17 protein-coding genes, 1 tRNA gene and 1 pseudogene are annotated in these 24,617 nt (G+C 35.3%); 10 read left to right on the plus strand and 9 right to left on the minus strand.

What is annotated here, in order from left to right; translation table 11 throughout:
- Window positions 1–1,042: 1,042 nt before the first annotated feature.
- Window positions 1,043–1,981, minus strand: a complete 939-nt coding sequence (locus PVV65_RS03630) for a methyltransferase domain-containing protein (protein ID WP_273789254.1) — start codon at window positions 1,979–1,981, stop codon at window positions 1,043–1,045.
- 538 nt (window positions 1,982–2,519) lie between these two features.
- On the opposite strand from PVV65_RS03630, the pseudogene PVV65_RS03635 reads away from it, so the two are divergent.
- A pseudogene (locus PVV65_RS03635) lies at window positions 2,520–2,860 on the plus strand (Arm DNA-binding domain-containing protein); the annotation flags it as partial.
- A gap of 197 nt (window positions 2,861–3,057) precedes the next feature.
- On the opposite strand, the gene ettA reads toward PVV65_RS03635, so the two are convergent.
- Window positions 3,058–4,707: an energy-dependent translational throttle protein EttA gene (gene ettA, locus PVV65_RS03640; RefSeq protein ID WP_273789255.1), complete on the minus strand. Its 1,650-nt coding sequence runs from the start codon at window positions 4,705–4,707 to the stop codon at window positions 3,058–3,060.
- Between the two features lie 178 nt (window positions 4,708–4,885).
- On the opposite strand from ettA, the gene PVV65_RS03645 reads away from it, so the two are divergent.
- A complete protein-coding gene (locus PVV65_RS03645; protein WP_273789256.1) occupies window positions 4,886–5,422 on the plus strand; it encodes a hypothetical protein in 537 nt (178 codons plus the stop codon).
- A gap of 45 nt (window positions 5,423–5,467) precedes the next feature.
- Window positions 5,468–6,076, plus strand: coding sequence for a bifunctional nicotinamidase/pyrazinamidase (gene pncA, locus PVV65_RS03650; protein ID WP_273789257.1), 609 nt, complete (start codon window positions 5,468–5,470; stop codon window positions 6,074–6,076).
- Between the two features lie 486 nt (window positions 6,077–6,562).
- Here pncA and PVV65_RS03655 read toward each other — a convergent pair whose 3' ends face one another.
- Complete coding sequence (locus PVV65_RS03655) at window positions 6,563–7,612, minus strand: DUF475 domain-containing protein (protein WP_273789258.1); 1,050 nt, start codon at window positions 7,610–7,612, stop codon at window positions 6,563–6,565.
- Between the two features lie 364 nt (window positions 7,613–7,976).
- On the opposite strand from PVV65_RS03655, the gene PVV65_RS03660 reads away from it, so the two are divergent.
- Both PVV65_RS03660 and PVV65_RS03665 read left to right on the plus strand, forming a co-directional pair.
- On the plus strand, window positions 7,977–8,516 hold the full coding sequence (locus PVV65_RS03660; protein ID WP_273789259.1) for a helix-turn-helix transcriptional regulator: 540 nt from the start codon (window positions 7,977–7,979) through the stop codon (window positions 8,514–8,516).
- A 382-nt stretch (window positions 8,517–8,898) separates the two neighbouring features.
- On the plus strand, window positions 8,899–9,078 hold the full coding sequence (locus PVV65_RS03665; protein ID WP_139413477.1) for a YegP family protein: 180 nt from the start codon (window positions 8,899–8,901) through the stop codon (window positions 9,076–9,078).
- 773 nt (window positions 9,079–9,851) lie between these two features.
- Here the strand turns inward: PVV65_RS03665 and PVV65_RS03670 are convergent.
- Entirely contained in the window at window positions 9,852–10,163 is a 312-nt protein-coding gene (locus tag PVV65_RS03670) for a hypothetical protein (RefSeq protein ID WP_273755091.1), read from the minus strand.
- Between the two features lie 1,313 nt (window positions 10,164–11,476).
- On the opposite strand from PVV65_RS03670, the gene PVV65_RS03675 reads away from it, so the two are divergent.
- A complete protein-coding gene (locus PVV65_RS03675) occupies window positions 11,477–11,791 on the plus strand; it encodes a helix-turn-helix domain-containing protein (protein ID WP_005773173.1) in 315 nt (104 codons plus the stop codon).
- Here the strand turns inward: PVV65_RS03675 and PVV65_RS03680 are convergent.
- Both PVV65_RS03680 and PVV65_RS03685 read right to left on the minus strand, forming a co-directional pair.
- Entirely contained in the window at window positions 11,715–11,897 is a 183-nt protein-coding gene (locus PVV65_RS03680; RefSeq protein ID WP_120122556.1) for a hypothetical protein, read from the minus strand. The genes PVV65_RS03675 and PVV65_RS03680 overlap by 77 nt on opposite strands.
- 1,287 nt (window positions 11,898–13,184) lie before the next feature.
- Window positions 13,185–13,261 (minus strand) — tRNA-Ile (locus tag PVV65_RS03685).
- A 168-nt stretch (window positions 13,262–13,429) separates the two neighbouring features.
- Between PVV65_RS03685 and PVV65_RS03690 the strand changes: the two genes are divergently transcribed.
- A complete protein-coding gene (locus tag PVV65_RS03690; RefSeq protein ID WP_273789260.1) occupies window positions 13,430–14,161 on the plus strand; it encodes an SIMPL domain-containing protein in 732 nt (243 codons plus the stop codon).
- Between the two features lie 29 nt (window positions 14,162–14,190).
- Here PVV65_RS03690 and PVV65_RS03695 read toward each other — a convergent pair whose 3' ends face one another.
- From PVV65_RS03695 to dnaG, 3 genes are all read right to left on the minus strand, one after another.
- Window positions 14,191–14,652 carry a YcgN family cysteine cluster protein gene (locus tag PVV65_RS03695; RefSeq protein WP_273789261.1) on the minus strand — a complete coding sequence of 154 codons (462 nt, stop codon included), beginning with the start codon at window positions 14,650–14,652 and terminating at the stop codon, window positions 14,191–14,193.
- Between the two features lie 609 nt (window positions 14,653–15,261).
- Window positions 15,262–17,277 carry an RNA polymerase sigma factor RpoD gene (gene rpoD / locus PVV65_RS03700; RefSeq protein WP_273789262.1) on the minus strand — a complete coding sequence of 672 codons (2,016 nt, stop codon included), beginning with the start codon at window positions 17,275–17,277 and terminating at the stop codon, window positions 15,262–15,264.
- A 384-nt stretch (window positions 17,278–17,661) separates the two neighbouring features.
- The gene (gene dnaG / locus PVV65_RS03705; protein WP_273789263.1) at window positions 17,662–19,599 is read right to left on the minus strand and encodes a DNA primase; all 1,938 of its coding nucleotides are present in this window, start codon (window positions 19,597–19,599) and stop codon (window positions 17,662–17,664) included.
- Between the two features lie 133 nt (window positions 19,600–19,732).
- Here dnaG and PVV65_RS03710 point away from each other — a divergent pair, with 133 nt between their 5' ends.
- The 3 genes from PVV65_RS03710 to PVV65_RS03720 all read left to right on the plus strand — a co-directional run bounded on the left by PVV65_RS03710 (window position 19,733) and on the right by PVV65_RS03720 (window position 24,102).
- Window positions 19,733–20,950, plus strand: coding sequence for a mechanosensitive ion channel family protein (locus tag PVV65_RS03710; RefSeq protein ID WP_273789264.1), 1,218 nt, complete (start codon window positions 19,733–19,735; stop codon window positions 20,948–20,950).
- A 70-nt stretch (window positions 20,951–21,020) separates the two neighbouring features.
- Window positions 21,021–22,712 (plus strand): Na/Pi cotransporter family protein, encoded by a 1,692-nt coding sequence (locus tag PVV65_RS03715; protein ID WP_273789265.1) that lies wholly within the window; start codon window positions 21,021–21,023, stop codon window positions 22,710–22,712.
- Window positions 22,713–23,850: 1,138 nt separating this feature from the next.
- Window positions 23,851–24,102, plus strand: coding sequence for a GlsB/YeaQ/YmgE family stress response membrane protein (locus PVV65_RS03720; RefSeq protein ID WP_273755083.1), 252 nt, complete (start codon window positions 23,851–23,853; stop codon window positions 24,100–24,102).
- Window positions 24,103–24,617 lie beyond the last annotated feature (515 nt).

Below are 24,617 nucleotides of genomic sequence, written 5' to 3' on the forward strand. Positions count from 1 at the left end.
TCTATGCTATCGTAACAAAAACGATAAATACAGACCTTTTAATCTTTACCACTTAAACTGCCTTACAAAATGATCAATAAAACAATTTTTGTATTCAAAAATCTCTCTACTCTTTTCACATATCAAGATATTGATTTTAATAATTATTGATCATTTTTATATTAAATGGCCGTTCCCAATCTTAATAAGCACCCCCTATCTTAAATCTTCCAATATTGAATCAATCACAGCCACACTCTCAGAATATCATAAATAAGATTGGCATAGGAATAAAAGTAATAAAAAAAGAGTCAAAATATCTCCGATGAGCCATTTTAAAGCAAGGATGACACAATATTGAAAACTGAAAATAAAATGATGATGCAGGCTTACAATTTTTATTTAAACGAAAAAAGACACCGCTCCATGAATTTTACGCTATATCATTCATAAACTGTACCGTAAGATGCCCGCATAAGAAAAAAAGAAATTCACCTTTGGCAAGAAAAATGGACTTATTTAATAACCTTCATGATTTTTCATGATCAAGAAATACAAAGATTTCATGTGATATGATGCTTTTTCTTATTGCTTTCAATCACGTATTACCCATAAATCACTGCTAATCTAATTTTTATAAATATAACACAAAGCATATATATGAATGCTTGTAAGATAAAATTGAAAAGCACCATCTTTGACATTTATGAAGATACAAACCACCACCATATTATATTGTAGCTACTCTCATATTGAGCAATATGTATGAAAGGTTTATTGCCTTTTTCAAACGGTTTTATTGACACAAAAACCTCTCTTTGTAACAGAAAAACAGATGCTTTTTGATTGTAAAAATGAAAAACATTCTTGTATTGGAAGACCTTATTGGAATTTTAAAAGATCATTCATCTTTTAAAATCAATTCATTGATGAATTAATAATATGATATCAAGATATAATACAAATACAAAAAAATAATAACTTCTCAATAATTGAATAAAGTTTTATCATTGCGCTATTCCTTGAAAAAAATTAGAGAATAAAGCATGTTAACAAACACGGTTTATGCAAAATCGATTTGTTTATCTTTTATATCATCAACCAATAAACGCGGATCACGAGCAAGCCAAATTGTCACCACACACGCCTCACTGTTTTTATTTTGTATAGGAGTAAGACAAATCGTTTGCTCTAAAACAAGCCCCGTATTTTTAAGCCATTGTTCTATTTGTAAAGCCGAAAATCCAAAATGCATAGGCACTTGATCAGAATGCGAAGACTGAACTTTATGATAACAAAAATCCACAATCAATAAACGCCCATGAGGACGCAAAACGTCTGATATCTTATGAAGAACCATTTCAGAGTTTTCAAGAAAATGTAAAACCCAATGAAGAATGACTAAATCAAAAGTCGTCTCTCCAACAGGCAAATGCAAAATATCACGATCAAGCACAACTTCAACCGCATGCGTATAAAGATCAGAAAACAATTTTAAGAGAGAATCTCCCCCCATTCCAATATTGAGCATCGTCTGAAATGGCTTATCACCCACGATTTTAAGTAAAGCCTTTTCCACACCATGATCTGCCACATAAGAGGATCGCAAGACATCCCATTGCGACGTATTTTGTAAGAAATGTTTCTTCCTCATTTTTTGACGTTGCTTTTTGATATCCTTCAAACGTTCTAAATCGTGCGCTAACAACATATCATGCTTTGGCAAAGACAAAAGAATGCTCATCACAATATCTTTACCCCAAAAATCATGACAAAGCTTAAAATAAAGACAACCTTCCTTCTGATAACGCCCAATCAATCGTGCTTCGTACAATAAACACAAATGTCGCAATATACACGCTTGCGACTGATTAAGAATAAAAATAAAATCAGGAATTGTTAAATCTTCATGATTTAAGAGTCTGAGAACACGTAAATGACTCACTTCTGCAACTGCTTTCAGCAGCACAATCATCGCATCTAAACTTGCACTTTTTTTCATAATTATTCCCTAACCTTTCCTATAAAGATTTATTTATAAGAACAAAAATCAAGCATAATGCGCATATTCTTATCTATTTCATTCCCACTTTTTATTATACTACGAAAAAAATGGGTCACTATAAAAAATGAATAGCTCTTATTTCATTGCCAAAAATAATTATAACATTTTGATTTATAATAGTTATTTATCATTTTTAACTTAAATAAAAGGCTAAAGTATCGTAATTTTTTCTCATTTCGAACCTATTCATGGTAAATCAAATAAAACCATTCTCTAGCACCTCAGAAACAGTGACCTATGAATAAAAAACATGAAGGTAAATAAAATGCCTCTTCATAACTATCTCAAAACAAAAACGATCCAATATGGAGAGAGAATAAATAATAAGATGGTTTTACTTTTCGCTTTTTAAGAAAAGACGCTCATTCTTAATATAACCAATTGATTTATAATGATAATCTAGCGTTATTCATATTGAGTTAGACCCTCGAATAACGTAAGATTCTCTCATTTCAAATCTCTCTATCTTGAATCAATCAAAACCACTCACCGTCTTAATGCTAAGGCTGTCGCAACATTGGGAGCTGGTAAATATAATGATGGTGCCGGCCTGCTTCTCCACAAGCGTAAAGATGGTGGTGCTCAATGGCTTTATCGTTATACTCTTCACGGGCGTCGTCGCGAAATGGGTTTAGGAGCGTTGAAAAACGTCTCTTTAAAAAAGCACGTGAATTGGCAACTGGGTGGCGTTCTGTTTTACATGAGGGGCGTGCCCCCATTAAAGAACGCAATAAACGAAAGCGTGAGGCAATGCGTAATCTTCATTATGACCAGAGCATTTGCAGAATAGCATTTTCCATAAAAAGATTCTCCCTCTTCATGGCAACTTTATAAATAAGAACAGCTATATCACGAGTAGAATGGCGTTATTTACACCATGGACTCATAAAAGAGTCTCTCCTTTTTTCAATGAATAAAAACTTTCACAAAGCAAACACGACTTTATTGATGAATATCATCAACACAAAAACACACTTATTTTCTCAATAAAGTTCCAATAAGATTAAGAAATTCTAGCGTGTAAGAGGCTTATAATTTACATGCTTAGGATTAAGGGATTCTGCCCCAAGGCGGCGAACTTTATCAGCCTCATATTCAGCAAAATTCCCTTCAAACCATTCCACATGACCATCACCTTCGAAGGCTAAAATATGCGTTGCCAATCGATCAAGAAACATACGATCATGCGATATAATCACTGCACAACCAGCAAAATTTTCTAATGCATCTTCCAATGCACCCAACGTTTCAGTATCAAGATCATTTGTTGGTTCATCAAGAAGCAGCACATTCCCCCCCTCTTTTAGAAGTTTAGCCAAATGGACGCGATTGCGCTGCCCTCCTGACAAATTCGCTACCCTTTGCTGTTGATCAGTCCCTTTGAAATTAAAAGCACCGCAATAAGCACGACTATTCATCTCATATTTGCCTAACTTAATAATGTCATTTCCGCCAGAAATCTCCTCCCAAACAGTTTTATCCCCAGCCAAGGAATCGCGACTCTGATCCACATAACTCATGTGAACTGTTTCACCAATCCGTATTTGACCTGAATCGGGCTGTTCTTGTCCCGTCAATATTTTAAACAAGGTCGACTTTCCCATACCATTGGCCCCAATAACGCCAACAATGCCCCCAGCAGGAAGTTTAAAAGAGAGAGAATCAATCAACACTCGTTCACCATAAGCTTTAGAGAGATGATCAACTTCAATAACAACCTGCCCTAATCTTTCTCCAATAGGAATAATGATTTGCGCCTCTCCAGGACGGCGTTCACGTGCCGCCTGAACCAACTCATCATAAGCTTTAATCCGCGCTTTTGACTTTGCTTGTCTCCCTTTTGGACTAGAAGCAATCCATTCTTTCTCACGTGATAAAGCACGTTGACGCGCCGCCTCTTCACGCCCTTCTTGAGCCAAACGCTTAGCTTTAGCCCCCAAATAAGCAGAGTAGTTCCCCTCATAAGGGATACCTTTACCACGATCTAACTCTAAAATCCATCCCGTAACATTGTCGAGAAAGTAACGATCATGGGTTATTAAAAGTACAGCGCCAGGATATTCACGCAGATACCTTTCAAGCCAAGCCGTCGTTTCAGCATCTAAGTGGTTTGTTGGTTCATCCAAAAGCAACAAATCAGGTTTTGACAAAAGCAATTTACAAAGCGCCACACGCCGCTTTTCACCACCCGAAAGTTTTGTCACATCACCCTGAGCTGGCGGACAACCAAGAGCAGCCATCGCCATTTCCACTTGACTTTCTAAATCCCAAAGATTCTGACTGTCAATAATATCCTGAAGCTTTGCACTTTCATCAGCCGTTTCCTCGCTATAATTCATCATCAATTCGTTATAACGCTCAAGAATAGCCTGTTTATCCGCAACACCTTCCATCACATTGCCACGCACATCTTTACTTGCATCAAGCAAAGGTTCCTGTGGTAGATAGCCACAGCGTGCCCCTTCAGAAAGCCATGCTTCTCCTGTATATTCTTTATCTAGCCCAGCCATAATCCGTAGAATAGTCGATTTACCCGCACCATTTGGTCCTAAAATGCCGATCTTCGCATCTGGATAAAAAGACAAATGAATATTTTCTAAAATTTTTTTATTGCCGTAAAACTTGTTGAGCCCAGCCATATGGTAGATAAATTGACGTGCCATAAATTTCTCTTTATATAAATTTCTTTTTATATTGTGCGATATTAAAGATTAGGATTTTTAAAAAACTGCTTTCGCTTTTTGAAACTGTACAGTAAATAGAGCTTACATCGTCTCAAAAGCTTTTCGCTTTAATATTGGTACATTTTTTCTTATCTCACAAGCCCCTGTATGGTTTTAAATGCAAAAAAACATCCCTTCAAGAAGCAAAAAGAAAATCTTTTTAGCAGTACCAGAAACATGTTATCAAACATTACCCCTCTTTTCCATACCAGATATAACATTATATTTTTACCGTATTAAACCAACCTATCAATGTAATATGGAGACAGAAAGAAAAGTAGTTCTCTATGCGCCTTCTTTTTTTTCTTTATGGGCTTTGCATTACGCAGTAAAAAATCCTTCCCTCTTTTCATCAGTTTTTTGTTACGGGAAACAATGGACTTCACCCCTTGCCTTGATGTGGCTTAAATTGCGTTTACAAAACGACTGCCGCCTTATGGGATCTGACGTCCCAAGCCCAATGATCATGAAAGCTTTGCGTCAACACGTCGCAACAAATAACGACAGTACGCTTCCCATTGGTACGTGGTTACACTTCGTAAAAAACTATAAAATAAACTGTAAAAACTTACCTATTCCCCTCTTTTGGCTTGATAATTATAAAAATAAGATCAATCTTCAACAAGCCATTTTAAAACTTCAAGACGAAATATAGCTTTTAAAAATACGATAAAAGCTCATCTCCTATAGGAATATATTTATGGAAAAAAAAGCCTTACTCGTCATTGATGTTCAAAATGACTTCTTACCTGGTGGAGCACTTGCAGTACCACAAGGTGATGCTATTTTACCCACCGTCAATAATCTCATTAATCGTTTTGATCACGTTATCTTAACCCAAGACTGGCACCCCAAAAACCATTGCAGCTTTGCTTCCTGCTATCCTGAAAAAAAGCCCTATGATACCATCAATCTTGACTATGGCCCTCAAATACTTTGGCCTGATCATTGCATACAAGGAACACAAGGAGCAGAATTTCACCCATCTCTCAGAGTAGAAAAGGCACAACTTATCCTTAGAAAAGGCTATAATCAAAAAATGGATAGTTATTCTGCTTTTCTTGAAAATGATCAAAAAACACCAACGGGTTTACAAGTTTATCTCAAAGAACATGGTTTTACCAAGCTCGTTATGTGTGGCTTAGCAACAGATTTTTGTGTTGGATTTTCTGCTCTACATGCCATACAATATGGTTTTCAAGTCAGTGTTTCATTAAATGCCTGCGCTGGTATTGATGTAAACGAATCCCTGAACACAATGCTTAAAACGATGAACGAAGCTGGTATCGAACTGTTAATGGTTTCCTAAAATATTGTTTTCTAGCGATTTATTATAAGGGCACTGATTTATAAGAAATAAATTATTCTTTGCATATTTTTTCATATTAAGTGAGAAACCTAGAATAGGATAAGATTCTCTCATTTCAAACCTAATTTATAATGAATGAACTATTCTCTTACACGTCACAAATGGGATCAATATGAAAATAACAATCATTCAAGAAAGCAGTAAAAATGCCTCTTATACATCGTTAAATACAAGAGCTGTCGACGTCCTTAAAGCGGATAAAAAATAATAATGCCCGTTTGCACCTTTTATTTAAGTCCAATCTATCCAAGAGATTTTACATTATCCCTTCACGGGAAGAAGCATGTCATAGATTCAACTTTAAAATAAGGACTCCACTAAGTAAGAAAGACAATGGCATTTTGTTTTGCACGAAAGATCTCTTCTATTAATTCTATTACGAATATGCGATAAACAAAATTATGAAAAAAATAGAAGTTTTATTAGTTAAGACGCAACATGTTTATCCAATTGACGACGTTTAAAACGAAGCGAAGAATACAATGCCATTCCAATAATACAGACTCCCACAAGTCCTGTTAAGACTTCAGGAACCGATATAATCGTTTGCAGATACATAATCACGGCAAGAACTAAAATTGCATAAAAAGCACCATGCTCCAAATAACGATAATGCAACAATGTACCTGATTCGACCAACATAATTGTCATAGAACGAACGTAAAATGCACCAATCCCAAGACCAATTGCGATAATAAAGAGATTGTGTGAAAAAGCAAAAGCACCAACCACACCATCGAAAGAAAAACTCGCATCGAGAACTTCTAAATAAAGAAATGCCCCGAGTCCCCCTTGAGCTACTGTCGTCAAAGTTTTCTTAGAAGCATCCAAAAAATGACCGGCAGCTTCAACAGCTATAAAAGTTAAAAGTCCATAAAGGGCTGCCAATAAAAAAGTGACTTTATCTTCCGCCCCAATCTGCCCTGATACGAATAAGATCAAAATCAAAACAATTGCAATATCCATTCCAACAAGTGCTCCAAACTTTTGAGCAGCTTTCTCTATAACATCAAGCCAATGTACCTCTTTTTCAGAATCAAAAAAATATTTTAAGCCAACCATCATAAGGAAAGTTCCTCCAAAAGCGGCAATTCCCATATGCGCATTGGTTAAAACTTCGGCATATCGATGTGGTTCCCCTATTGCTAATTTAACTGCCGCAATTGGATTAATCCCAACAGCCACGACAACTACTAACAACGGGAAAACAATCCGCATCCCAAATACAGCAATCAAAATACCCCATATAAGAAAACGACGACGCCATAACGGATTCATTTTACTAAGAACACGTGCATTAATAATAGAATTATCAAAGGATAAAGAAATTTCCAAAACCCCTAAAACACAGCAAATAAAAAAATATCTAAAAAAACCAGTAATGCTTTCCGTTTCAAACCAACCGATAACCCCTCCTAAAAAAACACCAATAATGGTGAAAAAAAAAGCAAAACCAAAATAGCGTAATAGGGACATGATCATTCCTCAAAGTTTATTTTCTAATTCACCTACAGAACACACATAATACAAATCAAAAGCTTGTATTTCTTTAAAGTTGCATCTCTTAATACAGAGGTGTATAGAATATATATGGTAAAGTTACATGGAAATTTTCTCAAAAAAGTAAAAGACAAATGCAGTAAACAAAGAATTTTGTTTTGAAATGAATGTTAATCGTCAACACAAGAGAGTTGGGAGAGTATTTTTTATCCATTAAAACAAAAAAATAAAGAAAAATTAAAACGATAAATATTGACATTGTGTCATAGAATATTAATACATAGTGTGCTTTTATTATTTAATGATTTATACCATGATGATTTACTGAGGGAGATAATTCGTGGCACGTCCTGAAACTGAATCAAAAACCATATTTGGAAAACGTTTACGTTATGTACGTCTTGCTTTAGGCGATCCATCACGTGAAACCTTAGCTAAAAGTTTTAGTATGACAAAAAATTCCATTGCTTTTTATGAGCGTGGAGAGAGAGAACCCAATCTTAGTGTCTTACAAACATATCGCACGCTATATGGTGTCAACATTAATTGGCTTTTAACCGGACAAGGAAAAATGTTTGACTCCGAATATACAAAAGGTGATTTTGACTGGAATTATTTTATAAAAAAAATTGAGGGGTTAGAAGAAACACTTACCAAGTGTGATCGTAATGAAAAAATAAATCAAGAAAAAATCGATAGCTCTTATGAAAAATTGCAGCAATATTTATCAAGACAAGGTTTATCAAATGGCCTTAACCCTAAAACTGCAACCTCTCTGATCGACATGAAAGCCAAAATGGCTAATTCTTATACCCTTAGCTTATTCATTGATTTACTCATTCGAAGCGTATCCCAAAAAGAAGTTATTGCTAATCAATAAACGTCTACTTCAAAAAAACAAGAAGTGATTAAGCGCCACCAGCATGGAGACAAGTATCTTTCCTCTATCCATCCTGGTGGAAGTTTTTGCGCTCTATAAAATTTATTTTTGTAAAAGAAAAATATTTGTATTGTAAATAAACATATATTGTCATTAACTTAGAAAAATAATTTTATAGTATAAAATTCTTATTCATATCTTATTGACAAGAAATTTTTTCTTGTTAGAAGAATAATAGCTCTCATAGAAATTATTTTTAAAGGTCAAAAAATTTAAGGGGAATATATTGACGACTTCCTATAGAGACATACATTAGTATTTGTAAATGGGTTAGTTGAGTATTCATCCTGAAAATTATCAGCTATTTTATGAGGTTAGAAACATGTATTTTGAGGTGTTTCAAGGTGTTCACAATCAGTGGTATTGGCGTTTGATCTCAGGAGATGCACAAAAAATTGCTTTTTCGAGTAAAGGATATCCAACAAAACAAGATATCTTAATGAATATTGAGCAAATCAAAGAAATTACCCATAAAGCTCTTATTAAAGAACTGCAGTCTTAACATTCTTTACCATTAAGGTTAAGAGTTTAATTTGTATAATGAGATTGCTGGTTACATTTTTGTAATGAATGAGAGGTGACTGATTTTTTCTCAATAAAGAAGTTTTTTGCATTATTTTTAGTACGTGTGCGTAACAATTAAATGTTTGTAGAGTGTGTATTATATTCAGATATAATTGAATTTTTATAGCATCTATCAAGCGAAAAATTCCACAAGCCCTGCATTTCTTCATAGAACAACGTCCATGAAGAGAAAATAGATTATAAATTGGGAATGTAAGTGCTTTCCTAGCTGTCAATATCGTTTGCATTTATCGTTCTATTTTATATCGAATTATCATAACTGACTTATCCCTTCATCATCATAAAAATAAAATATCTCTTTCTTTTTATTATCATGCAATTTTTTATGCCTATTCCTTGAAACTATCGCAACATTATACCTAAAACCTAAGAAGAATACGCAAAATTGTTTTCTACATAATATAACAATAGCCGGACCGTATAGATCCCCTTTTTAATGCTCTAGCATAGCTATAAACTGGGACAGTATCATAAATTTTATTTTGTCGCCAACGATTACCTTTCTATAAACTTTAACGATTTTATAAATTATTGATCAGAGTAACCTTGAATATTCTTTTCCAAGACAACCTCTCTATAAGCATCATTATAAACTTTATGAAAGTCATGTCTCTTTCTTATTATTTCTAATCTTTCTAACGCATCTAAAAATCCTTTAATGGATAAATTGGATGCAAAATATGAATATGATTAGCTTTTATTATCTTCAGATTTAAGCACTTTTTGATATTTTTTTTCATTTTCTTCATATTGCCTAATTTGTTTTTTTAGTTTTTCAATTGCTTTATCTCGTCTTTTAATCACCATATTTTGCTCTCTAAGAGTTCTATCTCGTTCTTCAGTCATCTTCATAGAATCCCTCAAAAACTCATGCTTTATCCTTCTGGATTCCTCTTTTAGAGCTTTAATTTGACTGCGATAATATAAAGAAAACCGAAATATAACTCCACTGAACAACAAAACAACAATCATTGCTCCCAATAAAATTTCGTTTACACTCATTTTGATCTCCTCTCATTACCGCTCAAGTGATCATCTTAAGCAATTTGTTTTGATTCATCCTCCATCAAAAAAGAAGGCAATAAACCACATATTCCAAGTGCGAATAATCGCCCTCGGAATTCCTATTTTCTCCATTAAAACATTGATAAATGACGCAAAAAAACACTCTGAAAGCGGCTAAATCCACACGCTCTCACCAATTACTTGCGACATATTTACTGATCCAAAATATAAAAAATAAGGAACTCCTAACAAAACGAATAATGTGATAAAACCAATACACGCCTTCTTTGAAATGTCCCTATCTTCCTCTTTTCGCTGTATGGAATATGGATGTATGTGAAAATTTTTTCATTATTACAAAAATCTTCAGCGTCACAAAACACAGCTTTTCTGTAAAGTTGTACCTTCCCACAAATTTTTACATCACCACAAACCAAAACATTATTATAAACACGAGCCTTTCTATAATCACGAGTATCTCTACAAACTTCAATATATTGAGATATTAAGCATTCAAAATTTAACCCAAAACGACTACGTTAGTATAAACATATACCTCTCCACTCATATTCAAATGACAAAAAATTCTCCCCCCCCCTCATAAACATGCAAATTCTTGACCACCTTAGACGATCATATATTAGCGCATTGTCATAAACACAGATTTTATTATAAACTGTCGTATCATCAAAAGTACCCCCATCTTCATAGGAGTATTGGTTGCGTGTATTCTATTCCCCACACAACCATCTTCGTGCCCCAAATTATTTTTATGTTCTATAAAAATAGCAAAATCACTTTTTTTGATATTTCCAAAGTTTTTTAACACATACATACGACGTACCATCTGATAGTGACCTAATTTATTACAATAAAAGAGAAATGAGCATTTTAAACTTATGAATTTATGTTTTTTCTATAATCACGATTTTATATCTTAAGGCTGTAAAGCTTCATCATATGCTCACATACCGACTTAACACAGAATTTTTACAAATGCTGATGTTGGGGTATATCTTGATTTATAATGCTGCTACGTATACTATCACAGCGAAATCTTATGAAAACACGCATGCGTATTACCGTTTCTGGTATACGCGCTGATTTCTTCACAACCGTGGAACTAAGGAACCATTTTTATTGATTCGAATCTAAAAGTGTATGGGGACATTTTGTTATTAGTTAAAAACAACTCTATATGCTTCATTAGCGAAGAGCTACGCATGGATATTTTCACGCTCCTTGTATCATATATTATGGATTCGCGACGCAATATTAACGCTATAGCGTAAATGTGTAAAGGTCTAAAAATGACAAAGACTGAAAAAGATTGGTTCCAACGCTTAATTGAATTGATAAAAAGTGACGGACGGACAATGATCGAAATAAGCAGAGCAGCAGGATGTGGACAAAACTATGTCCAACAAATGATAAAAGGAGGCAAGAGACCTTCAGTCGATAAACTGATGGCTATTCTAAATACACTCGGAAATGCTAGCGCCATATATGTCATAACTGGCTTCAACATCTCCGATGAAGACTTAAAACTTATAGCTTTGATTTCGTCTGGAGATAAAAAGAAGATTGAGGCTTTAAATGTTCTGTTGAATGAGAAGCAGTTGTAGAATTTTCTACTCTATCCAATATTGCTTGCTTTTGAGAGGTTGATAAAGACTCCCATTTAACAATAATATCCGATAAAGTCGCCTCAAATTTTTCATCACTCTTCATAGTCACACTCCATATTGTCAAACAATATAACGCTAAAGCGTTTAAATATATCTCATACCTTAGAAAAAAATATTTGCAATAGGCAGTATGGAAGCAATTGTGTACAAACTTATTTTATAAAATAAGATAAAATTCTATGAGTTATGTACCATGGTGAAAAAGAAAGCATCGCTCGATCCAAACTTTCTTATGAAAATTGGTACGACCTATCAACAACGCAAATAATATTACGAAAATCCTATGATTCGGACCAATAACAAATTAATGTGAAAATATCCCTGAACTCTTTATAAGAGAATACGAAAAAGCTTATTTCAAAAGAAAAATATACCATAATCTTATTCTACATAGAACCATCTATGTTTTTTAAACAATATTACAAAATAAGAATATAACAATGTTATAGGAATAAGTCCTTATAAACAGTCACGATCCCTAAAACCCTGTAATGCATTTACAAAGCAATCTCCCTCTAAAAACACTCTTTAAATACTAATTCTCTATCATGAATAAAAATGGCGATGTTTAAAAAATAAAATGAATCATCACCTATGATCTCCATACGTAAATTGTATATAGATTTACAACAAGGAAGAAATTCTCTCACGTAAATAAAAAATTATGATCTTTGAAAAAAAGTGTACTTTCCCAACAAAAAATTACTTTCCTTGTTAGTCATTTTGCAGAAAAGAGAAAACTCTTTTCATAATTAATATAAAAAAATGGAAGATTTACCAAAATACGGACGATTCCTTATGAGAATAAGGTCAAAAAAGATTTTCTGAGTTCAATAACAATTTGAGCATGCGGCAGAAGATGTTATTCAAACATCCCAAAAGGTAGAGATCATTCAAAGAAAGTGGATTGACACTCACCGTTTTCCGCGACATTTGCTATGAACAAACACAATGTTTAGCTTTGATTTTATTCGATCCTGTCATTTGCAGAACAAGCATAGACAAACTCACCTCATGAAGAGGTTAAACTCCTACTTTATGAAAAACATCTCACAGAATAAAGTAAAAAACAGTATATGAATTAAGAGTGTAAGCAGAAACACACATCAAATTAATCCAAATTTCCCCAATGTTGCAAATGAAAGCATTTTTTTGATGAGACTGAAAAATATATCATCATTCTATATATTAAAATGATTTATAGAAAAACACTGCAACAAAAAATGACAAAACAATCAAGAACAAACGGAGAAATAAATCAAAAAACGAAGCAAAGGAGCATCTTCAAACTTTCACTAAGTATTCATTTTCCTATTGGACAATCCCCTATTGGTGGGCCCGGAGGGACTCGAACCCCCAACCAAGCGGTTATGAGCCGCTGGCTCTAACCAATTGAGCTACAGGCCCCATATAGGTGGTCTCTCTCTAAACTAAAATGCTCTATGATACAAGAGCTGACGTGGATTATAACCCATCTTTTTCTCTTTTCTATTGGTTTTTTTTCTAATGCCCTAATTTCTTTACAAGAACTCTCAAAAATGAGAGAGTAGTCATAACAAATGTAAAGGAATAGATATGATAGAAAAGAAAATTCAACCATTGAAGAGTTCTTTGGTTAAAATAGCTATATTAATATTCACACTCTTAGCCACTTCGTTGACTATTGTACGTGCTTATGCTGAAGAAAATAAAAGAGATGCAACGATTACAGTGACCGCAGTGGGAGAGAGTCAAGCTGCACCGGATATGGCAATTATTAATCTCGCCGTTGTCACCCATGATAAAACAGCTCAGAAAGCATTAGCGTCCAATAATCAATCAGTCAACGATATTATAAAAGCTTTTAAAAATAATGGCATCCAAGCCAATGATTTACAAACATCAGGTTTATCTATTTATCAGTCGTCCCACGAAAAAAAGAATAATGAAAAACTCTATCACGTTTCAAATTCTTTAACTGTACGCATTCGTGATCTTAACAATGCTGGTAAAATCTTTGACCAAGCAATGGCCTTGGGAGTTAATTCAGTGAATGGCATCACTTTTACCAACGCAGATACAAAGCCATTTTATCAAGAAGCACGTAAAAAAGCCATTACTGAAGCCATTGAAAAAGCGCAAACAATAGCAAAAGCGGCTGATTTAAAATTAGGAAAAATTATTGAAATCAATGAAAAAGATGATTACTATCGTCCAACCCCGCGTCTCATGAGTAGAGCAGCAGATGCAAGCTACGCAGATACAAATTTTGCCGGGGGTGAATTAAATTATAATGTGAGTGTCACTGTCGTCTTTGCGATCGATTAAATCACCAACCATTGTATAAAACGCTCATATTACTGGCCTTCGCATAGGAGACCAGTAATATGAGTAAGGTAATCTTCTTCAGATGACAATTCATCTTCGTAGATCTCTATGTATCCACGTGCAGAAATGTGTGCGTTATGCACCGTCTGACAATCTCCTGATATCAATGGATGCCACCATGGGAGATCTTTTCCTTCATGAATTAATTTATAAGCACAACTTCTTGGAAGCCAACGCGCCGTTTTAACTGTTGTAATATCTAACGATATACAATCTGGTACAATTGATTTACGATGAACATAGTCTCGACACTGGCAAGTTTCCCCATCTAAAAGACGACAAGCAATACTAGTCACATATAGATCGCCCGTATCATCATCCTCAACTTTATGGAGACAACAACGACCACAGCCATCACAAAGGCTTTCCCACTCAGAAAAGGAAAGTTCTTCTAATTTTTTTACTTTCCAAAAAGGAAGTTCTCTACTCATAAACTCAGACACACCTTTTTAATTAAAACGATTAATAAAAAAAATTAGAAGTTTAATTTCTATAATTTTATTGATTTCTGTCTCTTAAAAAGATTCAGCTCAATGCTTACTTCATACAATTTTCTTAAAATTGATCTGAAGAAAAAGGCATATTCAAAAAATAGCGCATATAAATGAATATAACCCATTGAAAAATCCCTTTGTAAACTGACAAGGAGTAAAATGCGTTGTGTAAAAACAAGTGAATAATTCTTACAAAGAATACATCTTTCTCATCAAAAAGACAGTACGCTGTACGGTAAATTTATTTTTAAGATATCCCATCTTAGAAAAAACGAACCGCTCCAGGCAAGATAATATTTTATCGTTCATTTCTTAAAAGCTCCCCTCACCTCTCTGCTTCATGACCACTCTTTGCCTTATATCTATTCTTTTGAAACAGAGAAGTACAAAACCTCAAAGCTATAAAAAACGTTAAATATCGTAAGTTTTCTAGATTATTTGAAGTCTTCCCATATTTTTCTCAAAAAATCTCTAAGTACACATTAACAAACCTCCTCCTCTATGAAGAAGAAAGGGAAAATGATTTAAATGCACCAATTTCTTTATTTAAGAATCGAGAAAACTGCGTAATTTTCGTGAGCGGCTAGGATGCTTCAATTTACGAAGTGCCTTTGCTTCAATCTGACGAATGCGTTCTCTTGTAACTGAGAACTGTTGTCCTACTTCTTCTAGAGTATGATCTGTATTCATCCCTATCCCAAAACGCATCCGCAAAACACGTTCTTCGCGTGGTGTTAATGAAGCAAGAACGCGGGTTGTCGTATCGCGTAAGTTTGCTTGAATAGCAGCATCAATGGGTAATAATGCATTCCTATCCTCGATAAAATCACCCAAATGAGAATCATCTTCATCACCAACAGGTGTTTCGAGCGAAATAGGTTCCTTTGCAATTTTTAGAACCTTTCTCACTTTTTCTAACGGCATAGAAAGCTTGCTAGATAATTCTTCTGGTGTTGGCTCTCGTCCAATTTCATGGAGAATCTGACGTGAAGTACGAACGATTTTATTAATTGTTTCAATCATATGAACAGGGATACGAATAGTGCGTGCCTGATCTGCAATTGACCGCGTAATGGCTTGACGAATCCACCATGTGGCATAAGTTGAAAATTTGTAGCCGCGCCGATATTCAAACTTATCCACAGCCTTCATCAAACCGATATTTCCCTCTTGAATAAGGTCAAGAAACTGCAAACCACGATTCGTGTATTTTTTTGCAATTGAAATGACAAGACGTAAATTAGATTCGACCATCTCTTTTTTCGCAATGGTTGATTCGCGCTCACCTTTCTGCACCTGCATCACAATCCGGCGAAATTCACCAATAGAAATAGCCGTTTCTTGCGCGAGATTTTGTATTTCACTCCGCAGTTTTTGAATTTCTTTTGCTTCACGCATTGAAAATTCTTTCCAACCCGGTGCAGGCAAAGCGGCAATATAATTCATCCAATCCGCATCTAATTCACGGCCTTGATATTCCTTTAAAAAATCTTCATGGCCAATGCCATAACTGTTCGCAATTCGTTTTAGCTTACCTTCATTATGAATCAATCTCTTATTGATGTCATAAAGCTGTTCAACCAAAGCTTCAATACGATTTTGGTTCAAAGAGAGAGACTTTACGGCTTGAATCAACTCACCCTTTAGTTGAATATATTTTTTCTTTTGAGAAGCTGTAAGAGCCCCCTCTTTACGCTCTGCCAAACTGCTTTCAACATGCTGATCTTGTAATTTGCGTAATTTTACATAGGTTTGAGCAATAAAGTCCAATGTTTCCATAACTTGAGGACAAAGTTCATTTTCCATTGCTGCAAGGGATAAGTTAACATCATCATCGTCTTCTTCATCATCTTCTTCAATGCTTCTTTCTCCTATATTTTCCCCCATATTACGTATAGCAGAAGACATCTTTTCTTCTTTTATCTTATCAACTTCACTTCGTTCAATAACAGGAGCCTGTTTTGCTTCTGGACCAGCATAAGTCGTTTCAAGATCAATAATTTCACGAAGAAGAATGCGCTGTTCTTTTAACTCATCACGCCAGATAATCAGGGCCTGAAAAGTTAAAGGGCTCTCACAAAGTCCCGCAATCATTGTCTCACGCCCTGCCTCAATACGCTTAGCAATGGCAATTTCGCCTTCCCGTGACAGAAGCTCAACAGCTCCCATCTCACGTAAATACATACGCACCGGATCATCCGTACGATCTGTTACTTCGCGTTTATTCGTTGTCGTTGCAAGTGCGTGGCTAGAGGCCTCTACTAAATCCCCCCCCTCTACCGTAACTTCGTCTTCATAATTTTCGGACTCAACTTCATCCTCATCATCGACAACATTAACCCCCATCTCAGAAAACATCGCCAAGATATCTTCAATTTGTTCGGACGTAACCTCATCGGAAGGAAGAACAGCATTAAGTTCATCCATCGTTACGTAACCATTTTTTTTGGCAAGTTTAATCATTTTCTTGATGGCATCATCAGAAAAATCAAGAAGAGGACCATCCAAACTCGCTTGGGTTGTTACTTCCGTATTATCTTTCTGTTTAACCTTTGTTGCCATACCATAAACTCCACTCGATCACTTCATAGCTTCCATGTAACCATAGTTTCCATGTGACCAGCTTTTTTGTTCTCACTTAAATCGACCAACAGTTTCTCATATATACTTCCTTTTAAGAGATTACTATTGGAAAGAATACATTTTGTATATGCCTTAATATCCAGATAAACTTATCATCCAGACAAAAACGCGGGAAAACTCCAGAAGTTTCCCCGACACCTCTCAGCCCTTCTGAGATAATCTCTGTACCCTATCGTTAAGAACCAATTTCCCGCTTTTCCTAAAATTCATTCTAAAATTTCATTATCATCTTTATGAAAATGTCATTCCACATACACTTCCTCATCTAAAATTTAAGTGACTGATTCGCATTAAAAAAGCGAATCATTTTATCGTATCTTGTGTATTCCCGTCTATTTTTTCATCCAACCAACTTCCAAACCCTTCAATTAATGCTTCTGTCGCCTGCATCTGCTCCAGCTCATTTTTTATCTCCCGAAGCAGATCAAAAACCTCACTCTTAGGATTTTCTACAAGTTGTTCTTCAATATCCTGTAACCTCTTATGTAGGTGGTATTCCTGAAGATGCAAGTAGACAGCTTGTTTTAATATAGCACGTGCATCTTCTATAGGAGCTCCAGCAAAGATAATACGCATACCAATATTTTGCACAAGATGTTTCATACGCTCTAATAAAGCCTTTTGCCCTCTTTTTTCTAAGAACGCAACCATTGTTTCTTTATCATGAAGCAGTTGATTCCCAAGAATTTCCAACATCGTTTGGTGAAAATACATCAATTGTGTATTTTTTAATTCTAACTCAGAGAGAATCTCAAAATTTTCATGCCATAACTCAGGATAGTAAGCTAAAGTAAGTAAAATCACAGCTTCACGTAAAGGAATAGCCTGCGAAGAATTTCGTACTATTTCAGAATTTTCTAACAAAGAAAAGGATTGATCTTTAAAGATCCTATTGGGTGAAGCCTGTTCATAGCGTCCTCCCCCCTTCTTTTTTGAAAAAGAGGGACGAAAAAAATCAAAAAGACGTTGTTTTATATCTTGCAAATAATAACGACGGACATCTTCATCCTTAATCGTAAAAATTTGTTGTTTGAGTTGTTTTTCAAGCGCCGCTCGTGCCTCTGGCGTTTCAAAATGCTTTCCATAGGTAGCCCGCCACCATAAAAGCTCAATCAAAGGTATGGCTTTTTGCAAAAAAGAAGAAAAAAGGGACGCACCACCAGCACAAACAATTTCATCAGGATCTTTTCCTTGTGGCAACAAAACAAAGTAGACACAAACCCCAACCTTTAAAAGAGGCAATACCCGATCAGCAACGCGAAAAGCAGCCTTTAAACCAGCAGCATCACCATCAAAACACAAAATGGGCTCCTTTCCCATCTGCCATAAAAGCTCAATTTGCGCTTCCGTCAATGCTGTTCCTAAGGGTGCTACGACTCCCTCAAAACCGGCTTTAGTCAATGCAATGACATCCATATACCCCTCGACAACCAGAAGTGAATGAATTTTTTCATCGCCAACAAAGCGACTATTTTTGCGAGCCGCTGCCGCATTATAAAGTATATTTCCTTTATGAAAGAGCACTGTTTCCGGGCTGTTAAGATATTTTGCGCGCGTCTCTTTTTCTAACGCGCGCCCTCCGAAAGCCACCACACGTCCACGCAAATCTTCGATAGGAAACATAATGCGATTTCTAAATCGATCATAAGAAGCCCCCCTCTCCTCATGCCCTGTGAGAAGTCCACATTCTTCCATTTGCTTTATTGAGATACCACGGGCACTTAAAGCTTCTTTCAAAGCTGTACGCCTTACCGGTGCAAAACCAATTCGAAAACGCTCTATAAGTTTTTGCGTAACACCACGTTCCTCCAGATAACGACGTGCCTGCGCACCTTCTTGATCGCGTAAATGATATTGAAAAAAATCTGTCGCAATCTTCATCACATCATAAAGGTCAGCTTTTTCCATTTGACGTTGATGACTTTGTGGATCCAAAAGAGGGAGTTTCATTCCTGCAAAATCAGCCAAACGCTCGACACTTTCTGAAAAATGCAATCCATCAAGCTCGCACAGGAAGGTAAAAATATCTCCGCTGACCCCACAACCAAAACAATAATAACGCCCTTTATGATCATCACAATGAAAACTGGGCGTTTTCTCACCATGAAATGGACAACAACACCAAAAATCTCCCCGTGAAGGCTTACTTTTTCGAGGATCAAAGTCCACCCGTTGACCAATCACTATTGAAATTGGAAGTCTGCTACGCAGTTCATTAAGAAAATCAGGCGGGAAACGCATTATCTCTCACAGAGTTTAAAAATTCTTTTTTGCATATTTAATGACTTTAGAGCATAATTCCAAGACTTCCTCTTAAGCAGTTGTAAAATTTTAATCTCTCAACTGCCTATAATTTTAGAAATGGAGAGTAAAAGTGATCGATTTTTTTGTTCAATATCCGTGGTTAGAAGCTATTTCTTGGCTTGTTATTCTTACTATATTTGCCCTTTTAATCAACTTTGTAGGACGAAAATTACTCATCCACGGAGCAAAAAAACTTTCTTCTCTCCTCCCCAAGAATACAACAACTGATATTAAAAATGCTATTCAATACCTAGCAAATATCATTTCAGCTTTTATTCTTTCAGTCGGTGTTAATTTTATACCAACATTGCCCGATGCATTCAGCACTGTCATCAATAATGTTGCCAATGCCTTCATTATCTTTTTCGTTGTTCTAACAATTTCTGCCTGTCTCAATATCATTAATATCCTTTACGAACAACGGCCAACAGCCCGACTAAAACCAATAAAAGGGTATATTCAAATTGCTAAAATTGCACTTTTTGCGATTGCGGCAGTTTTAATGGTCGCCACATTAATTGACCGTTCCCCTCTTATTCTTTTCTCCGGTCTTGGTGCAATGGCCGCAGTTCTCATGTTAATTTTTCAAGATACACTTCTTTCTCTTGTTGCCGGTATTCAAATTTCATCCACCGATATGGTTCGTGTTGGTGATTGGATTGAAATTCCCAATCTTGGTGCTGATGGTGATGTTATTGAAATTGCCCTTCATACTGTTAAAGTTCAAAATTTCGACAACACCATCACCTCAGTACCAATCCGTAAGCTTGTAACCGACCCTTTTAAAAATTGGCGTGGAATGCAAGAATCAGGTGGCAGACGCATCAAACGCTCTCTTTTTATTGATCAATCCAGTATCCATTTTCTCACAGAAGAAGAACAAGAATATCTTTCCCGATTTAATTTATTAGAAAATTATTTCACGCAAAAAAGAGCAGAAATTGATCAATGGAACGCTCAATTAGATAAAAATCATGACGTTGTAGCCAATACGCGCCGTTTAACCAACATTGGAACTTTTCGTGCTTATGTTTTTGCTTATCTACAACAGCATCTCAACATCAACCCCAATATGACCTTTATGGCCCGACAACTGCCCCCTACAGAAAATGGTTTGCCCTTGGAAATCTATTGCTTTACGAACACAACTGTTTGGCTAGACTATGAACAAATTCAAGGTGATATTTTCGATCATCTTTATTCCATTCTTCACTGTTTTGGTCTAAAGGTTTTTCAAAATCCAAGCGGTTCTGATTTTAATCAAGCATTCAAAGCAAAAGCAAAGTAAAAGCAATAAACTTCAAGTTATCAATTTTGAGTTAACCCTATTCATAAACAAAAGAGAAAGAAAAAGTATCATGAATGGTTCATTGGTACTCCTTCATCTTGCTGGCGCTGTTTCTTTACTTCTCTGGGCGACACGCATGGTGCGCACAGGAATTGAACGTGCCTATGGTGACAAGCTTAAAGATAACCTGCGCCACGTCATTTCAAAACCATTGTTTGCGGTAAGTTTTGGGCTTTTTACAGCGATGATCTTACAGAGCTCTACCGCCATAACGCTTCTCGTTGGTTCTTTTGTTGAATCTGGTTTTGTCTCTGGAATAGCAGGACTTATGGCTGTACGTGGAGGAGAATTAGGATCAGCACTCGTTGTTAAAATTCTCACCTACGATCTCACACTTGTTGTGCCCCTTTGTCTTTTAATTGGTACTTGTATCTTCATGACAACACAAAAACGTGAATGGCGCCAAATAGGACGTATTGTCATCGGTATTGGTCTTTTGATTTTATCTTTACAAATGATCAGTACAGCGACAGAACCTTTGCGGGATAGTGAAATTTTGCCGAGCATCATTCGTTACCTTTCAACCGATTCTGTTTCAACTTTTTTGTTAGCTGCGGCTTTAACCTATCTCTTGCATTCATCCATTGCAGGAATCATTTTACTGGTTAATTTTGCCAACTACGACCTTATCCATACACAACTTTGCGTTGTCATGGTTCTTGGTGTTAACTTTGGCTCTTCTCTTATAGCACCGCTTTTAACACGCAATGCTTCTCCGAATACCCGCCTTGTTCCTTTGGGGAATTTACTCATGCGTGGAGCTGGTTCAATCCTTGTGCTTATCTTATATCTGTCTTTTCAACCTCCCATCACATGGCTTGGCAACAACGCACCTACTCAAGTGATCAACGCCCATATCATTTTTAATGTTTTCATTCTCCTCGCTGGAATACCACTTTCAAAATGGGTTTTAAAATTAACCACTCAAATCGTTCATATGAGTACAAAAAAAACGCAAACCGATAAAACGCTTAATTTATCGGATCAAACAGCTCTTGACGATAGCGTTCTTGAACGCCCAGCTCTAGCGCTCTCCAATGTCATGCGTGAAGTTATTCATATTTGTGATCTTGTAGACATCATGCTAGAAAAAATCATGGGACTTTATGAAGAACCAGATCCCAATATTATTGCTGAGCTCAATCAACTAAACACCATATTGGACAAAAAACATATCGCCATCAAACTTTATCTTGCACGATTAGCAGGACAAAAATTATCGGATGAAGAAGCTCTTCAAACACAAGAACTTTTAGGCGCCTGTATAAAATTAGACCAAGCAGGCGATATCATTATTCATAATATGCTGATGCTGGTTAAAAAGAAGCAACAAAAAAATCTAAAGTTCAGCAACGAAGGCTGGAATGATCTCCTTCGTTTCCATGCCATTGTACTGGCCAACGCGCATATCGCATTTAATGTTCTCGTCTCCCGTGATACTCACACTGCCCATCTATTGGTCCAAAAAAAAGATCAACTACGAAACTTAGAAAAAGAGATGAGTTTAAAACATTTTAAACGCTTACGTGAGGGGGATCTCAAAAATGTAGAATCATCCAGCCTTCATCTTGATACTGTCCGTGATCTTAAACAAATTAACTCTCTGTTGACCTCAATGATCTACCCTATTTTGGAAGAACAGGGGCTTCTTCAAAGTTCGCGCCTATGCAATCCTACTGAAGAACAGATAGAAAAATCTTAAACTTATAAAATAAATCAAACAAGAAACAGACCCCATCAATTATTCAATTTTGAATCTTCAAATATCTTGCTTAATATATTGATTTAATAAGTATTTTAGACGTTTTAAATGAACTCTCTTCAATAGAGTAAATTTCTTTCATTTTTAATCTATCCATAATGAATTTCTCAAAATTATTTTCTTGTACTTAAGTGGTTTGACCCATAACTCGTGTAGAATAAAGCTCTTGAACAAAGAATGTCTCGCCTTTTCAAAGCAAAAGCTGTGTTTTATATAAAGCAATAGATTGATTTATAATGATAATTTACTCATTTATATTGAGTGAGCCCCCAAGATATTGTAAGATCCTTTCATTCCAAAGCCGTTCCCTGTTAAATCAATCAAAACCATTCACTTACACATTAAAATGTGGATAATTCTGCATGGAATAAGATGATACAAAAAAAGACTTAAAACACCTCTTATGAACTGTCTTAAGAACAAAGAACTATTCGAGACAAGTGTGTTATACTACCGGCTTGCTCTTTTATGAAGCCCAAAGATGGAGATGCTCAATGAATTTATCACCCTTTACGAGCACCGTCGTAAAATGAAGCTTAGAAGCTTTGAAAGAGGGGGCGTAAGGAGATGGCAAAAGTATGATCGTGCCAGCCTAAATTCACCTTGGAAAAAAGCGACCACTTCACAGGAGTAGGAAAATAAAGAAATATCCGATGAGGAATGCAAAATGCCCCCTAATTGCAACATTTATATCAATATTTCTAGAGATTGAATTTATACAGTATTTTATAAAGTATGAACAAAAAATTTTTAAATCTCATTAAAAACAATATTGATATCAATTGGAAAGCTAAAAATATTTAAATATCCATTTGACTTATTGTTTTTAATCACAATTTTTTATTTAAAAACTTTGTATAAAACAATTATTTTAAAAGTATAATAAATAAAATTTATTATATATAAACATACTCAATATATTTATAACTATATTATATTAATACTATTTAAATATAGAGAAACTTAATAAGTAAAGTCTTCAGCAAAATATCCTTTCCACTGGGTAAAAAGGGAATAAACCTTGATCTTTACAAAGTTTACTCTAGTTACAATCTAAATTCAGGCAAAGGAGAGTACAATGGAAAATGCAAATATCGGTTGGATCGCAGCGATCATTATCGGCGGGGTTGCTGGTTGGGCTGCACAGTATATTATGAAAAGCCAAACAGGAATATTGTTAAACATTATCTTAGGGATTATTGGCGCTGCCTTAGCGAGCTTCCTTTTTAGTCTTTTAGGCATAAGTTTTGCTGGTTGGCTTGGTTATCTTATTTCAGGTTTTATAGGAGCCTGTATTCTTATATGGATAGGACAAAAAATCCGATCATAAAATATTTATTTATTCAAATACCTTTGGGTGTTCAATATAGAATTGGAATATTTTGAAATATTTTCCCGTAACGCATTGATATCATTTTTGGTATGATGGTGAAGTGCTTAAGTTACGACTTCTAGCATACACCATCATACATCTAACAAAAAGCGGTAAAAACTTTTATAATACGCCATTCTATATCTATAGCCTACGCATATTACGGAAAGCTGTATGCATTATTTTAATAAAATACGAACTTACTTTGTACCGCGTCTTGGCACCAAACCTGCAAATCCAGCTCATTGCACTGTCATGGCAATCTACAAAGGCGACTAAAACCAATCATGGTAATTAAAGATCCTACCGCGTAATACTTAACGTTTATACACTTCATCAACAAGACTATTTTTACTAAAAAAAACGAAGAGCTCTTTTATATTTTTAAAATATAAGGAGTAAGCGTAAATGATAAAAATAAAAGAATAAACGCTATAAAGTTGATATCCTCCTTTTCCATATTTTTATTATTA

The sequence above is a fragment of the Bartonella sp. ML70XJBT genome (genome assembly GCF_028618425.1).
GTDB lineage: Bacteria > Pseudomonadota > Alphaproteobacteria > Rhizobiales > Rhizobiaceae > Bartonella.

Bases quoted from the DNA above. Each gene is read 5' to 3' on its own strand.
- PVV65_RS03630 (WP_273789254.1), bottom strand. From the start codon at position 1,981: ATGAAAAAAAGTGCAAGTTTAGATGCGATGATTGTGCTGCTGAAAGCA.
- ettA (WP_273789255.1), bottom strand. From the start codon at position 4,707: ATGGCACGTCAATTTATCTACCATATGGCTGGGCTCAACAAGTTTTAC.
- PVV65_RS03645 (WP_273789256.1), top strand. From the start codon at position 4,886: ATGCAAAAAAACATCCCTTCAAGAAGCAAAAAGAAAATCTTTTTAGCA.
- pncA (WP_273789257.1), top strand. From the start codon at position 5,468: ATGGAAAAAAAAGCCTTACTCGTCATTGATGTTCAAAATGACTTCTTA.
- PVV65_RS03655 (WP_273789258.1), bottom strand. From the start codon at position 7,612: ATGTCCCTATTACGCTATTTTGGTTTTGCTTTTTTTTTCACCATTATT.
- PVV65_RS03665 (WP_139413477.1), top strand. From the start codon at position 8,899: ATGTATTTTGAGGTGTTTCAAGGTGTTCACAATCAGTGGTATTGGCGT.
- PVV65_RS03670 (WP_273755091.1), bottom strand. From the start codon at position 10,163: ATGAGTGTAAACGAAATTTTATTGGGAGCAATGATTGTTGTTTTGTTG.
- PVV65_RS03675 (WP_005773173.1), top strand. From the start codon at position 11,477: ATGACAAAGACTGAAAAAGATTGGTTCCAACGCTTAATTGAATTGATA.
- PVV65_RS03680 (WP_120122556.1), bottom strand. From the start codon at position 11,897: ATGAAGAGTGATGAAAAATTTGAGGCGACTTTATCGGATATTATTGTT.
- PVV65_RS03690 (WP_273789260.1), top strand. From the start codon at position 13,430: ATGATAGAAAAGAAAATTCAACCATTGAAGAGTTCTTTGGTTAAAATA.
- PVV65_RS03695 (WP_273789261.1), bottom strand. From the start codon at position 14,652: ATGAGTAGAGAACTTCCTTTTTGGAAAGTAAAAAAATTAGAAGAACTT.
- rpoD (WP_273789262.1), bottom strand. From the start codon at position 17,277: ATGGCAACAAAGGTTAAACAGAAAGATAATACGGAAGTAACAACCCAA.
- dnaG (WP_273789263.1), bottom strand. From the start codon at position 19,599: ATGCGTTTCCCGCCTGATTTTCTTAATGAACTGCGTAGCAGACTTCCA.
- PVV65_RS03715 (WP_273789265.1), top strand. From the start codon at position 21,021: ATGAATGGTTCATTGGTACTCCTTCATCTTGCTGGCGCTGTTTCTTTA.
- PVV65_RS03720 (WP_273755083.1), top strand. From the start codon at position 23,851: ATGGAAAATGCAAATATCGGTTGGATCGCAGCGATCATTATCGGCGGG.